Annotated in this window: 13 protein-coding genes and 1 riboswitch; of the genes, 10 read left to right on the top strand and 3 right to left on the bottom strand. The window is 39.7% G+C overall.

Translation table 11 applies throughout. The features are described from left to right. Nucleotides 1-129 precede the first annotated feature (129 nt). Complete coding sequence (locus HU823_RS17620) at nucleotides 130-390, top strand: hypothetical protein (protein ID WP_197132099.1); 261 nt, start codon at nucleotides 130-132, stop codon at nucleotides 388-390. Nucleotides 391-696: 306 nt separating this feature from the next. On the opposite strand, the gene modA is transcribed toward HU823_RS17620, so the two are convergent. Next, on the bottom strand, nucleotides 697-1491 hold the full coding sequence (modA, locus tag HU823_RS17615; RefSeq protein ID WP_197222856.1) for a molybdate ABC transporter substrate-binding protein: 795 nt from the start codon (nucleotides 1489-1491) through the stop codon (nucleotides 697-699). A 296-nt stretch (nucleotides 1492-1787) separates the two neighbouring features. On the opposite strand from modA, the gene nfsA reads away from it, so the two are divergent. Together nfsA and HU823_RS17605 are read left to right on the top strand one after the other, a co-directional pair. Further along, the gene (nfsA, locus tag HU823_RS17610) at nucleotides 1788-2534 is read left to right on the top strand and encodes an oxygen-insensitive NADPH nitroreductase (RefSeq protein WP_197222855.1); all 747 of its coding nucleotides are present in this window, start codon (nucleotides 1788-1790) and stop codon (nucleotides 2532-2534) included. A gap of 24 nt (nucleotides 2535-2558) precedes the next feature. Further along, nucleotides 2559-3401: a DUF72 domain-containing protein gene (locus tag HU823_RS17605; protein WP_197222854.1), complete on the top strand. Its 843-nt coding sequence runs from the start codon at nucleotides 2559-2561 to the stop codon at nucleotides 3399-3401. A gap of 468 nt (nucleotides 3402-3869) precedes the next feature. Here the strand turns inward: HU823_RS17605 and HU823_RS17600 are convergent, their stop codons facing one another. Then, on the bottom strand, nucleotides 3870-4172 hold the full coding sequence (locus HU823_RS17600; protein ID WP_066397323.1) for a YunC family protein: 303 nt from the start codon (nucleotides 4170-4172) through the stop codon (nucleotides 3870-3872). A gap of 123 nt (nucleotides 4173-4295) precedes the next feature. Between HU823_RS17600 and HU823_RS17595 the strand changes: the two genes are divergently transcribed. The 6 genes from HU823_RS17595 (at nucleotide 4296) to HU823_RS17570 (ending at nucleotide 10290) form a co-directional block, all read left to right on the top strand. Beyond that, nucleotides 4296-5090 (top strand): thymidylate synthase, encoded by a 795-nt coding sequence (locus HU823_RS17595; protein ID WP_197222853.1) that lies wholly within the window; start codon nucleotides 4296-4298, stop codon nucleotides 5088-5090. Continuing rightward, on the top strand, nucleotides 5087-5563 hold the full coding sequence (locus HU823_RS17590; protein WP_197222852.1) for a dihydrofolate reductase: 477 nt from the start codon (nucleotides 5087-5089) through the stop codon (nucleotides 5561-5563). The genes HU823_RS17595 and HU823_RS17590 overlap by 4 nt, the downstream gene beginning before the upstream one ends. A 71-nt stretch (nucleotides 5564-5634) precedes the next feature. Continuing rightward, entirely contained in the window at nucleotides 5635-6474 is an 840-nt protein-coding gene (gene yunB / locus HU823_RS17585; protein WP_144698283.1) for a sporulation protein YunB, read from the top strand. A gap of 104 nt (nucleotides 6475-6578) precedes the next feature. Further along, a riboswitch (Lysine riboswitch) is annotated at nucleotides 6579-6761 on the top strand. 143 nt (nucleotides 6762-6904) lie between these two features. Beyond that, nucleotides 6905-8494 carry a Na+/H+ antiporter NhaC family protein gene (locus tag HU823_RS17580; RefSeq protein WP_197222851.1) on the top strand — a complete coding sequence of 530 codons (1590 nt, stop codon included), beginning with the start codon at nucleotides 6905-6907 and terminating at the stop codon, nucleotides 8492-8494. Between the two features lie 187 nt (nucleotides 8495-8681). Further along, entirely contained in the window at nucleotides 8682-10184 is a 1503-nt protein-coding gene (locus HU823_RS17575) for a sodium-dependent transporter (RefSeq protein WP_197222850.1), read from the top strand. Nucleotide 10185: 1 nt separating this feature from the next. After that, on the top strand, nucleotides 10186-10290 hold the full coding sequence (locus tag HU823_RS17570) for a methionine/alanine import family NSS transporter small subunit (protein WP_144698289.1): 105 nt from the start codon (nucleotides 10186-10188) through the stop codon (nucleotides 10288-10290). Between the two features lie 133 nt (nucleotides 10291-10423). Here the strand turns inward: HU823_RS17570 and HU823_RS17565 are convergent, their stop codons facing one another. Beyond that, nucleotides 10424-11425: a M23 family metallopeptidase gene (locus HU823_RS17565; RefSeq protein WP_197222849.1), complete on the bottom strand. Its 1002-nt coding sequence runs from the start codon at nucleotides 11423-11425 to the stop codon at nucleotides 10424-10426. A gap of 204 nt (nucleotides 11426-11629) precedes the next feature. Here HU823_RS17565 and lipA point away from each other — a divergent pair, with 204 nt between their 5' ends. Then, nucleotides 11630-12514: a lipoyl synthase gene (gene lipA, locus HU823_RS17560; RefSeq protein ID WP_066397309.1), complete on the top strand. Its 885-nt coding sequence runs from the start codon at nucleotides 11630-11632 to the stop codon at nucleotides 12512-12514. Nucleotides 12515-12527: the final 13 nt, after the last annotated feature.

Here is a 12527-nt window from a genome sequence, read left to right as displayed (position 1 = left end):
TTTAGGAGTGCTTTTTGTTTTTTAATTTAATCTGGTAAGGATAGTAGATATCAAATTTGTAATAATGTGGTAAAATATAATCAGGTTATTTTTGAAAAATTATGAAAATATAAATAGGGGGATTTTTCATTGAGAAAGCTGTTAATGACAATGCCATTAATAGGGATACTGTTAGTAGGTGAAAAAGCGATATTTGAGATCATTATTTTAACTTTAATCGCAATACCATTGAAAACTGTAAAATTCAAACAGGATATGGATATGTATAACTTTATTATTACTAATAAAGTTGATAAGAATTTATTTAAACCTGTTACGCCAGTGTTAAATACGAATCGTAATTCAGAAATTGTTACTAGATCTATGGAACATAAATCAATTGAACATTAACAATAAGTTTAACAAGCAAAAGCCATAAGGAAGTTAAAGGGTTAAATTAAGATCCTTAGGAGAAGGAAGGCTTCGTGCCAACTTTGTGCCAACTGAATTTGAAAAGCATTGAAATAGTTTAAAAATCAATACATGGAAAACCTTGAATTAACAGAGTTTTTACATCTATTTAATATGTTATGAAAGTCTTCGTTAATCAAGTTTGAGATGGAAGGTTCTATCGGTTAATGAAGAAAAGCCTTGGTGTTAGAATACACCAAGGCTTTTTTTGTGTTGCGCACTATCAGATACTAAATTTTATGTGACCTATTTTTCGATTTTGCTAAACCCGAACTCCATGAAGGTTTTTAAGACTGCGTCATTTTGCAAATAGTTATAGAATCGTTCTGCTTCTTTCTTATAGGGAGTTTCTTTTAATACACCTACAGGATAAATAATGGGTGCATGTGTATTTTCACTTGCAACGCCTACGACTTTTACTTTAGGTGAGATCATTGCATCCGTTTTATAGACAATACCAGCATCGACATTTCCTGTTTCTACGTATGTAATGACTTGACGAACATCTTTTGCATAAACGATTTTCTTTTCAACTTTTTTCAGGAGGTTTAAATGTTCTAAAGTCTCCACTGCGTATTTTCCTGCTGGAACAGTTTCCGGTGTACCAATCGCCAGTTTCTTTACTTTAGGCAAATCTTGAAATCCGTTAATATCTCGTGTTGAATCTTTCCCAACAACTAAGACAAGTTCGTTTCCAACAAGATCTCTTCCTCGTTCCTTTTCAATAAATCCTTCTTCAACAAGCTGGTCAAATTTATCTTCTGCTGCTGAGAAGAAAAGATCAACAGGTGCTCCGTTAGAGATTTGCTGTTGAAGAGCTCCAGAGCCTCCGAAATTGTAAGTGATTTTAACATTTGGATGTTCCTTTTCATAATTGCTCGCAATTTTATTCAATACATCTTGCAAACTGGCTGCAGCCGAAATCGTCAATTCTACATTGGATTCCTTGTCTGCTGATTTTGAAGATTCATTTTTTGAGCAAGCAAATAAAATCGTTATACACAAGCAAATTAGAAGTAAGGTTAAATGGATTTTCTTCATCTTTCTCTCCTCACGTAGCTTTGTTTTCGTGTGTCAGGTAAGAATATATAGAAAAAAGACGCCCGATTGGACGTCTTTTTTGCGTATATTGCGGCGAGAGACTGCACTCCACATAGTGCATTGCCAAAAAAGGCGCGTCAATCTCGTCTTATGCAATTAGCTCATCGCTAGATTAGTATACCACCACTTTGCATTAATGAGAAGAAGTTATTAATGAGACTTCAAATGGTTCGCTTTTTTATAGACGAAAAAGATATAATGCAATCAACTATAACTTTAGAGAAGGAGCATTTGTGATGAACGAGATTATAGAAACGATATTAGCTCATCGATCGATTCGAAAGTTTAAGGACAAGTCAATAGATGAAGAAACGGTTAAAACACTTGTACAATGCGCTCAGGCAGCATCTACTTCAAGTTATCAACAAGTTTGCACGATTATAGGGGTAGAGGACCGGGAAAAGAAAGAACAACTAGCTGAGCTTGCGGGTAATCAATCATACGTCGCAGACAACGGCTATTTCTTTGTTTTTTGTATGGATTACAACCGACATCAGATAGCAGCAGATACGAAAACAATAGATATTCACGAAACGATTCAATCGACAGAAGCGTTTATCGTAGGGACAGTGGATGCCGCTCTTGCTGCACAAAACCTGTCTATAGCAGCTGAGTCGCTAGGACTTGGAATCGTGTACATCGGTGGACTTCGAAATTCTCTGGCAGAAGTGTCAGAGCTATTGGGTTGCCCAGACCATGTTCTTCCGTTATTTGGTGTAGCTGTAGGGTATCCAGATGCAGAGCCTGGGATAAAGCCACGTCTGCCAATGGAAGCTGTTTTTCATAAGAATCAATACCAAAGTAAAGAGGAAACTCAAGATCTCCTTCAACAATATGAAAAAGAAACGGCTGAATATTACTCAGAAAGAACAAGCGGAAAACGTACAGAAGGCTGGGTCACGCAGATTACAGCCTCGATGGCGACTCCTAAACGAACGTATATGAAAGAGTTTGTCCGATCAAAAGGATTAAATAAATTGTAACTCATAGGCAGGTGACTTCAGAGAATGATAAAAATCGGTGTAACAGGCTGGGGAGATCATGATTCTCTTTACCCAGATGGTACTCCTGCAAGAGAAAAGCTCGCTGTATATAGCGGCCACTTTCCTGTTGTAGAAGTTGATTCATCCTTTTATGCGGTACAGCCTGTAAAAAACTATGAGAAGTGGGTAGCATCTACACCAAAGAACTTTTCATTTGTTGTTAAGGCCTATCAAGGGATGACGGGACATTCAAGAGGTAAGCTGCCTTTTGAGTCGGTTAAAGAAATGTATGAGGCATTTATCGAGTCTATCCAACCTGTTATCACATCAGGCAAGCTTGAGATGGTCTTGTTTCAGTACCCCCCTTGGTTTGATTGTAAGAAAGAGAATGTTCAGATGCTGCGCTATGCAAAAGAAATGATGGGTGATATTCCAGTAGCACTTGAGTTTCGTAACCAAACGTGGTTCAGTGATGAGATGAAGGATAAGACGCTACAATTTATCCGGCAAGAGAACTGGATTCATACGGTCTGTGATGAACCTCAAGCAGGACAAGGTTCCATTCCAATCGTCATGCACACAACACCCGAGAGGACACTCGTACGAATGCATGGCAGAAACGTATATGGCTGGAACAATCAAGGTCAGCCGAACTGGAGAGAAGTTCGTTATCTTTATCGTTATAATGAGCCAGAGCTTCAAGAATGGAGTGAGCGCATACAACAGCTTGCTTCAGAAACAAAGAATTTAACTATCCTTTTTAATAATAATTCAGGTGGGGATGCTGCTGATAATGCGAAGCAGATGATTGATCTTCTGGATATTCAATATGACTTTTTGGCTCCAAGGCAATTGGATCTGTTTTGAGTTTTCCTTATATTACAAATCCATTTCAAAAAGAAGGAAACGATTCATTTTTCATTGTAGACTGATATACTAATAGGGTGAATGAAATCAGTTTGCTGGATGAAGAAAGTGGGGATCACTTTGAATTTCAAAAAATTGATTCAGATGATGTACTGCTTACAAATTGCCTTTATCGTCAGTGGCGTTTACCTGCTATGTGTCTACATATATATCAATGATGCGAAGCGCATACAGTTCTTATCCTTGGTCTTATGCATTAATCTTATTTCATTAAAAATAACAAGAGATCGTTTTAAAGCATAAAGTGAACACCCTCCGCCATTTTGGCAGAGGGTGTTGTCGTTTTATTGCAAATGTCGATATATTTCATTTTTCGCCGATAAATTTAGAAAGTTGCCGATATAAATGATTTTCTGCCGATAAATTTCGTTTCTTGCCGATATTTTTCAAATCTCGCCGATAAATGCTCTAGATCATTTTTAAAAGTGCTTTTCGCCCTTGCATACCAACTTCAATACCTTTTTCTTTTGCTTCAAGAGTAATAGATTCTAAAGGTGCATCTAACAGCTGTTCGATCGTTCTAACTCCAACAGCGCGTCCTGCGATAATTTTACGGTCTGCTAACTTTTCGTTCAATAATGCCACGTCTAGTGCTCCACACATGATATATCCATTGTCGTTGAATACAGCCATAAAATTCGTTTTTGGCAAACGAAGGGTGACAGCGGTAAACGGATGTCCTTCGATTAAGATCGGGTTCATCTCTAACATGCTTCCACTCCTTTCTTCACTATTATTTTTATGTGTACAGAAGGGAAAAAGTGTTAGGTGTTGAAGCTATTTTTATGACTTTTCGTATGATACGATTAAAAGAAAAATAGGAGGCGATGAGGGATGAAACAATATCTGGATTTTCTTCAAGATATTCTACATAACGGTACAAAAAAAGAGGACCGGACAGGCACGGGGACCGTTTCTGTGTTCGGACGTCAGATGAGGTTTGACCTACAGGAAGGCTTTCCGCTTGTTACGACAAAAAAGCTGCATTTAAAATCAATTATTCATGAATTGCTTTGGTTCTTAAAAGGTGACACGAATATTGCATATTTAAAAGAAAACGGTGTACGGATTTGGGATGAGTGGGCAGATGAAGATGGAAATCTTGGTCCTGTATACGGTCATCAGTGGCGCTCATGGTCAGCTCCGAACGGTGAGACGATCGACCAGATCTCAAACGTAATCCAAGACATTAAGAAGAATCCAGATTCAAGACGATTAATCGTCTCCGCGTGGAATCCTTCTGATATTCCGAATATGGCGCTGCCACCATGTCATCTGTTATTTCAATTTTATGTTGCGGATGGAAAGCTCTCCTGCCAGCTTTATCAGCGCTCAGCAGACAGTTTCTTAGGTGTACCTTTTAATATTGCTTCGTATGCTTTGTTAACGATGATGGTGGCTCAAGTGACAGGACTTAAACCAGGTGAGTTCGTTCACACTGTAGGGGACGCGCACATTTATACCAATCATCTTGAACAAGTTGAGCTTCAGCTTACTCGTGAGCCAAAGCCGCTTCCGAAGATGAAGATCAATCCAAATGTAACAAGTATCTTTGATTTCACTTATGAAGACTTTGAGCTTGTAGACTACGAAGCGCATCCCCATATTAAAGGTGTGGTGAGCGTATGATCTCGTTTGTTGTAGCGATGGATGAAAATAACGCGATCGGTAAAAACAATGATCTACCTTGGTATTTACCGAACGATCTCAAGCATTTCAAAAACGTAACGATGGGAAAACCGATCGTAATGGGTCGAAAAACGTATGAATCCATCGGGAGGCCTCTACCTGGACGAGAAAATATCGTGGTAACAAGAGATGAACACTATCACGCAGAGGGAACGACCGTCGTTCATTCTGTTGATGAAGTAATAAAAAAAGAAGCAGAAGAACTATGTGTGATCGGTGGGACAGAGATCTTTAAGCTGTTCATGCCAGTTGCAGACCGCCTGTATGTGACAGAGATCCACCATACCTTTGACGCAGATACGTATTTTCCAGAAATCAATCGTGATGAGTGGCGTGTGGTCTCTCGTAAGCCAGGTATCGTTGATGAAAAGAACAAATATCCTCACGATTTTGTCGTGTACGAAAAAAATTAAAACATAAAGTTTGAATGAGCCCCCCTCTTGTCTGCATACATATGTATATGTAGATAAAGGGGGGTTACCTTTTGCTTAAGCGCAGAAAAATGAAACTTCGAAAAGGGCCACTTCCATTCCGATTTGTACTATTGATCTCATTTATTCTGTTTACTTTTATAACGGTTCAAGGGCTGTGGCTTGTAAACAAAGGAATAGAGCCAACACTCATGTTGATTGCGCAAAAGAAAACAGAAGAAATCGCTGCACTTGCCATAAGTGAAGCGATTGACAATGAAATTTTAGGACCTTCAGAAATGAATGACATCATCGAATATAAGACGGATACAGAGGGGAATGTCGTCTTTGCTGGAATCAATCAGAGTGTTGTCAATCAGGTTGCCAACCAGTCACAAAAAGTCGTTCAAAAATACCTGAAGGAGATAGAAGAAGGAAAAGCACACGAAGTAATAAGCAATGATGAGTTAGGTATAACTGCCTATAAGAATGAACCGGGTGTTATTATGGAAATACCTCTAGGGCAAGCAACAAGAAACTCTCTCTTAGCTAACTTAGGGCCAAAGATTCCTATCAAATTTATGTTGATTGGTGAAGCGAACACCGATATCGAAGAGAAAATAGAGAATTCCGGGATCAATAATACGTGGATCAATATTGATATTGTAGTCACAGTCAAAACGAGGATCGTTATTCCTTTCGCAACAGAAACGACAGTTGTGAAACGACCGATAAAAATAACAGCACAGTTTATAAAAGGAGAAGTTCCTGTCTATTACAATCAATCTGGAGATCCGATACAACCTACTGTACCGATTACTCCAGATTTAAAGGAAAAGGAATCTCATGATGAATTGGAGCCTTCTGAGGATAGCCCTACAGAAGGAACGGATGAGGATGAAGCAGCAGAATAAATGTATTTCCTCTATTTAACAAGTCTTGTTTAGGTTGACCATTCGTCCGTGTTTGTTATAATTAGTATTGAATTAATAATTTTATATGTCTTTAAGCCTATCACCGATGGGGTAGAGGAGCGGATTTTATAAGTACTTTTTCAGAGAGTGACGTCTGTGAAGAAAAAGGAAAGGAACTTTCGCCGAAGCAAAAGAAAACCGTCTGTTCACTTTTGCTGGGTTTACACTAAAGAAGTGTAAAACTGTCACTGCTTGGGAATTAAAAGCAGTGGAGGACTACTGATCGATGAGGAAAACCATAAATTACTTAAGTGATTGATAGCAGGTTATTTCCTTGTCTATTGATCGCTTTTTATTTTGTCCTTTTTTCCTCAACGTCCTGTAAGAACTCCTCAATATCGATGGCTGAATGAAAAGAAGGAGGAACATCATGGAATTTGAGAATTCGATTTATTCATTAATACCACCCGTATTGGCAATCTTAATGGTTGTCCTAACGCGAAGAGTGTTAGTCTCGCTAGGAGCTGGAATCATAGCGGGAGCATTACTGCTTCATGATTTTAGTATTGGAGCCACACTGAAAGAGATTGGTACGATTGTAAAAGGGCACTTTATTTCAGACGGTGCATTAAATGAGTGGAATGTTTATATTCTTCTGTTCTTATTAATCTTAGGAATGATGACAAGCATTATATCGTTAGCCGGAGGAAGCCGCGCATTTGGTGAGTGGGCGATCTCTAGAGTGAAAACAAGAAGAGGGGCACAGGTTTTAACGGTTGTGTTCGGACTCGTCATTTTTATTGATGACTATTTTAATTCTTTAGCAGTCGGAAATGTCAGCAGACCGATCACAGATCGACACCGCATCTCACGTGCGAAACTGGCTTATTATCTTGATTCAACGGCTGCACCAGTATGTGTCATCTCGCCTGTATCAAGTTGGGGAGCGTACATCATCGGTATTATCGGAACGATTTTTGCTACACATGAGATCACAAATATGTCTGCGTTTAGTGCATTCATTCAAATGATTCCTATGAATTTTTATGCAGTGTTTGCACTGGTTCTTGTATTTTTCGTTGCGTATTTTCAACTTGATTTTGGACCGATGAAAAAACATGAAGAAACGGCTCTTGCTACAGGTGAAGTGATTTCAGCAGATAAAAAAGCAGCAATCGGAGAGGGTATTAAGCTTGAAGAAAGTGACAAAGGAAAAGTGGGAGACCTTGTATGGCCAATCGTGATATTGATTGTTTCAACGGTTGGATTCATGATCTATACAGGTATTCAAAATGTGAATGGGCTAGAAGAACCAACGGCCATTACACTTTTATCTATTTTTGAAAATACAGATGTACCAAAATCATTAGTATATGGTGGCCTTCTAGGTTTAGCTTCAGCTATTCTATTCTTCCTTCCAAAAAAGATGGGTGCTGCATCATTGGGCAAAGGACTGGGACGAGGTATTCAGTCTATGATCGGTGCTGTTACGATTTTGCTTTTTGCTTGGACGATTATCTCTATCATCGATAGCTTAGGAACAGGAACCTATCTGGCAGGATTAGTCGATCAGCATATGAATTTAGCTTATCTGCCATTTGTTCTTTTTGTATTGTCAGGGTTAATGGCCTTTGCGACAGGAACTTCATGGGGGACGTTTGGTGTCATGCTTCCGATCGCAGCCGAAATTTCAGCATCAACGAATATTGAGTTAATGCTTCCAGTTCTTGCTGCAGTACTTGCGGGATCTGTTTTTGGTGACCATTGTTCTCCAATATCAGATACTACAATTCTTTCTTCGACAGGAGCAGGAAGTCATCACATCGATCACGTCATGACGCAGCTTCCATATAGCCTGGTAGCTGCAGGAGTATCTGCTGTAGGGTATCTTGCACTCGGATTAACAGAAAGTGTTTGGATAGGCCTTCTTGCATCTGCAGTTATCTTTATCCTCGCACTTTTCATCATAAAAAAAGTGTCTAGTAATAATAGCATGAGTGATCAATCTTACAACGCTTAAACTTGAAAGTGTCTGGTAGTTAACCAGGCACTTTTTCTTATATTTATACGACTTTTTCCCCCTTATTCCGACAAAATAACTAAAAACATTTTGACGGTTTTCATGTTTTGTAATATACTGAACACAGAATTATCAGAAAAAAGTAACAATTGTAAACTTTTCGACTTCAAAAAAGGGGGATACAACAATGGAAAATAGGCAGCAATGGGGAAGCCGCTATGGGTTTATATTAGCAGCGGTCGGCTCAGCTATCGGCCTAGGCAATATCTGGAGATTTCCAGCGGTTGCTTATGAGAACGGTGGGGGAGCATTCTTCATCCCATATCTAATAGCACTTTTAACGGCAGGGATTCCCTTACTGATTCTAGAATTTACGTTAGGTCATAAGTACCGTGGCTCTGCTCCACTCTCTTATTTCCGTCTTCACAAAAAAGCGGAATGGCTAGGATGGTGGCAAGTATTTGTAGCGTTTGTTATATCCACATACTACGCAGTAATCATCGCTTGGGCGATTAAGTACTCCATTTACTCATTGAACTTAACTTGGGGAGACAAGCCTTCTGACTTCTTTTATGGAGAGGTTCTTCAATTAAGTAAGACACCTGGTGACATGGGTGGTATCGTACCAGGAATTTTGATCGCACTTCTCATCGTTTGGGTCGTGACGCTTCTTGTTCTTTATAAGGGTGTATCCAAAGGAATCGAGCGCTTTAACAAAATCTTTATTCCAGCTTTAGTCATTATGTTTACATTAATCGTTATTCGTGCCGTAACGCTCGATGGTGCAGCTCAAGGCTTGAACACGTTCTTTACTCCAGATTGGAGCATGATCAGTAACGGTAAGGTGTGGGTAGCAGCCTACGGTCAGATTTTCTTCTCATTATCTATCGCATTTGCGATCATGGTTACGTACTCGAGCTACCTGCCTAAGAAATCAGATATTAACAATAATGCGTTTATTACAGGTTTCGCAAACTCAGGCTTTGAACTACTAGCAGGGATTGGTGTATTCGCTGCTTTAGGCTTTATGGCGATGCAACAAGGTCTGCCAGTTGATGAAGTTGTAAAAGGCGGAATCGGACTAGCGTTTGAAGTATTCCCAGCAATCATCAACGAGTTCCCAGGCGGAAATGCCTTCTTTGGAACAATGTTCTTCTTAACCCTTGTATTCGCTGGAATGACATCGTTGATCTCGATCGTTGAAACTTATGTGGCAGCGCTACAAGATAAATTTGGAATCTCAAGAACAAAAGCCGTTTTGATGGGTGGGGGAGTAGCATCTGTTATCTCATTACTTTTCGCTACAAAAGGCGGACTGTACATGCTTGATATCGTGGATTACTTCATCAACAACTTCGGGATCACATTAGCAGGTCTTGTAGAAGTAGTCATAGTTGCTTGGTTCGTAAGACAATTGGCTGGACTTCAAAACCATGCGAACGCCATCTCTGACTTACGAACAGGTTTATGGTGGAAGGTTTGTCTAGGTGTGATCACACCGATTCTTCTTGGTTACATGATGTTCGATAACATTAGACAGAACCTTAAAGAAAACTATGAAGGTTATCCTACAGAACTGATCCTTACGTATGGTGTATCAGTGGCAGTCGGCGTAATCGTACTCGGCATCGTACTCGGTCTAGTGAAGTGGAAATCTGAAGTGGCAGTAGAGAAAAAGGAGGTCAGCTAATATGACAGGCAGTGCGATTACAATGATGGTGATTGGCATGGTGATCCTATGGGGCGGCCTCCTCGCAAGTATTGCAAACGTGGTTCGTGTTTCGAAAAAGAAATAAAGAGTGAAGCTGGTTCTTCTGTTGAAGAACCAGCTTTTTTAATGACGTTGGCGCACGTAAATCAGAGCAAGGCTCGAGATTTACGTACGCCATATGAAAAAAGAAGCCCTAAAGCTTCTTTCTTACATTTTCTTTATCTTCGCCTGTTGCTAATTCGCTCCTGACGTTCCCATGCTCTTAAATAAGGGTATGGGTCGAATGCCCATTCTGTATATCCGTTGTCACGGTACATCCCAAAGTGAAGATGAGGAGGGAATTTCCCAGAAGTTCCGGGAGGACCGTATCCTGAACTTCCCACGTATCCAAGCACCGTCCCAGGTTCGACGATCGTCCCTTTTTCAATTGCTTTATTGAAGCTCCCTAAATGAGCGTAATAATGATACACGTTATTAATATCACGGACACCTATTCTCCATCCGCCAAAACGGTTCCACCCTTTAATTTCAACGATTCCGTAAGATACCGCTTTTACCGGAACGCCGTAATCTGCAAATATATCTGTGCCTTCATGAATACGTAATCCACCAAATCCGCGCCGGTCACCCCAAGTGCTTCGATAGCTATAGTTGGATCTTAATGGAACGATAAAACTGTGTTTGTCTAGAGAAACCGTTCCATAGGTCTCATAGATCTTCGCGTTTTCCATAATGATATCAACGGCTTTATCTCGTTGGTAATAGCTCCAAAGGCCGATTCTGAAATTTTCAATATCATGTCCATGCTTTTGTATGATCTCACTAAAGGTATATAGGATGTCTTCATCATTGTTGCGATCAGCAATTCCGTCATTGTTGCCATCTTTTCCGATGCCTCCAAACATTGAGATACGTTCAGGGTTTGTATCGTCCATCGTTGGATTTATTGGACCAGACCATTGTAAGGGAGAAAAATAAATGCCGACCAATCCTTTTCTGGCAGGTAGATCTCTTCTCGCTTTTCTTACGCTTCTTTCATATTGGTCTACGCCCGCAAAGTAGTGCCATGGAATGAGAGTGACGGAATCCATTTTTTTATAGAGGCTAAGCCTATCCACATCTTCTTTCGTAAATCGCTCTGCTGCCGTGCTCCTGCTTTCCGGAAGAAAGGTTATTAGAAGGGCTGTCAGAGTGAGGAACAGGACTGTAAATTTCCTCATACGTCCCAATCCACTCCTTTCTTTCATTTATCTATAGTTTGTTGAAGTTATAAAAAAACATGAAGGAAAAATGTTGGAAAAAACTCTTGTTTGGAATTTTGCCCTGTCGTATGGTAGAGTATTGATGGGACAATAATGTTTAAGTAGAAACTAAAATAAGAACGTTCATTATACGAAAGACCAAGAAAATCTGGGGTGATGATGATGGCAAAGAAAGAAGAATATGTACGTAAACCCGAGTGGTTAAAAATAAAGTTAAACACGAATGAAAATTATAAAGAACTCAAAAAGATGATGCGTGAGAAAAAGCTACATACGGTTTGTGAAGAAGCAAAGTGTCCAAACATTCATGAATGCTGGGCTGTACGAAAAACAGCAACTTTTATGATCCTTGGAGATATCTGTACACGTGCTTGTCGTTTTTGTGCAGTAAAAACAGGATTACCAACAGAACTCGATCTTCAAGAGCCAGAACGTGTTGCAGAATCTGTTGAACAAATGGGTCTGAAACACGTAGTAATCACAGCGGTTGCACGTGATGACCTTAAAGATGGCGGTGCTCATGTTTTTGCTGAAACCGTTCGTTCTGTACGCGCTCGTAATCCGTTCTGTTCCATTGAAGTTCTTCCATCGGACATGTTAGGTGACTTTGATGCACTGAAAACATTGATGGATGCAAAACCAGATATTATGAACCACAATATTGAAACGGTGCGACGTCTTTCTCCAAGAGTTCGTGCACGTGCAACGTATGATCGAACGATGGAATTTTTGCGTCGTGCAAAAGAAATGAATGCTAACATTCCAACAAAATCCAGTCTGATGATTGGGTTAGGCGAGACGTGGGAAGAAATTGTAGAAACAATGGATGATCTACGAGCAAATAACGTTGATATCATGACGATTGGTCAATATCTACAACCTACTAAGAAACATTTAAAGGTACAAAAATACTATACACCAGATGAGTTTAAAGAATTGCGTGATATCGCGTTCTCTAAAGGATTCAAGCATTGTGAGTCAGGACCACTTGTACGTTCTTCTTACCATGCTGATGAACAAGTAAACGCAGCTGCTCAAAATAGCTAAATAAAAAAGAAAA

The organism is Fictibacillus sp. 18YEL24, from assembly GCF_015903855.1.
Taxonomy (GTDB): Bacteria; Bacillota; Bacilli; order Bacillales; family Fictibacillaceae; genus Fictibacillus; species Fictibacillus phosphorivorans_C.
The sequence above is the reverse complement of the archived record's forward strand: the minus strand, read 5'-3'. Positions and strand labels throughout refer to the sequence as shown.

What these genes read in the sequence shown, in the direction of transcription:
- modA (WP_197222856.1), bottom strand. Translation starts at nt 1,491, where the DNA reads ATGAAGAAAATCCATTTAACCTTACTTCTAATTTGCTTGTGTATAACG.
- nfsA (WP_197222855.1), top strand. Translation starts at nt 1,788, where the DNA reads ATGAACGAGATTATAGAAACGATATTAGCTCATCGATCGATTCGAAAG.
- HU823_RS17605 (WP_197222854.1), top strand. Translation starts at nt 2,559, where the DNA reads ATGATAAAAATCGGTGTAACAGGCTGGGGAGATCATGATTCTCTTTAC.
- HU823_RS17600 (WP_066397323.1), bottom strand. Translation starts at nt 4,172, where the DNA reads ATGTTAGAGATGAACCCGATCTTAATCGAAGGACATCCGTTTACCGCT.
- HU823_RS17595 (WP_197222853.1), top strand. Translation starts at nt 4,296, where the DNA reads ATGAAACAATATCTGGATTTTCTTCAAGATATTCTACATAACGGTACA.
- HU823_RS17590 (WP_197222852.1), top strand. Translation starts at nt 5,087, where the DNA reads ATGATCTCGTTTGTTGTAGCGATGGATGAAAATAACGCGATCGGTAAA.
- HU823_RS17580 (WP_197222851.1), top strand. Translation starts at nt 6,905, where the DNA reads ATGGAATTTGAGAATTCGATTTATTCATTAATACCACCCGTATTGGCA.
- HU823_RS17575 (WP_197222850.1), top strand. Translation starts at nt 8,682, where the DNA reads ATGGAAAATAGGCAGCAATGGGGAAGCCGCTATGGGTTTATATTAGCA.
- HU823_RS17570 (WP_144698289.1), top strand. Translation starts at nt 10,186, where the DNA reads ATGACAGGCAGTGCGATTACAATGATGGTGATTGGCATGGTGATCCTA.
- HU823_RS17565 (WP_197222849.1), bottom strand. Translation starts at nt 11,425, where the DNA reads ATGAGGAAATTTACAGTCCTGTTCCTCACTCTGACAGCCCTTCTAATA.
- lipA (WP_066397309.1), top strand. Translation starts at nt 11,630, where the DNA reads ATGGCAAAGAAAGAAGAATATGTACGTAAACCCGAGTGGTTAAAAATA.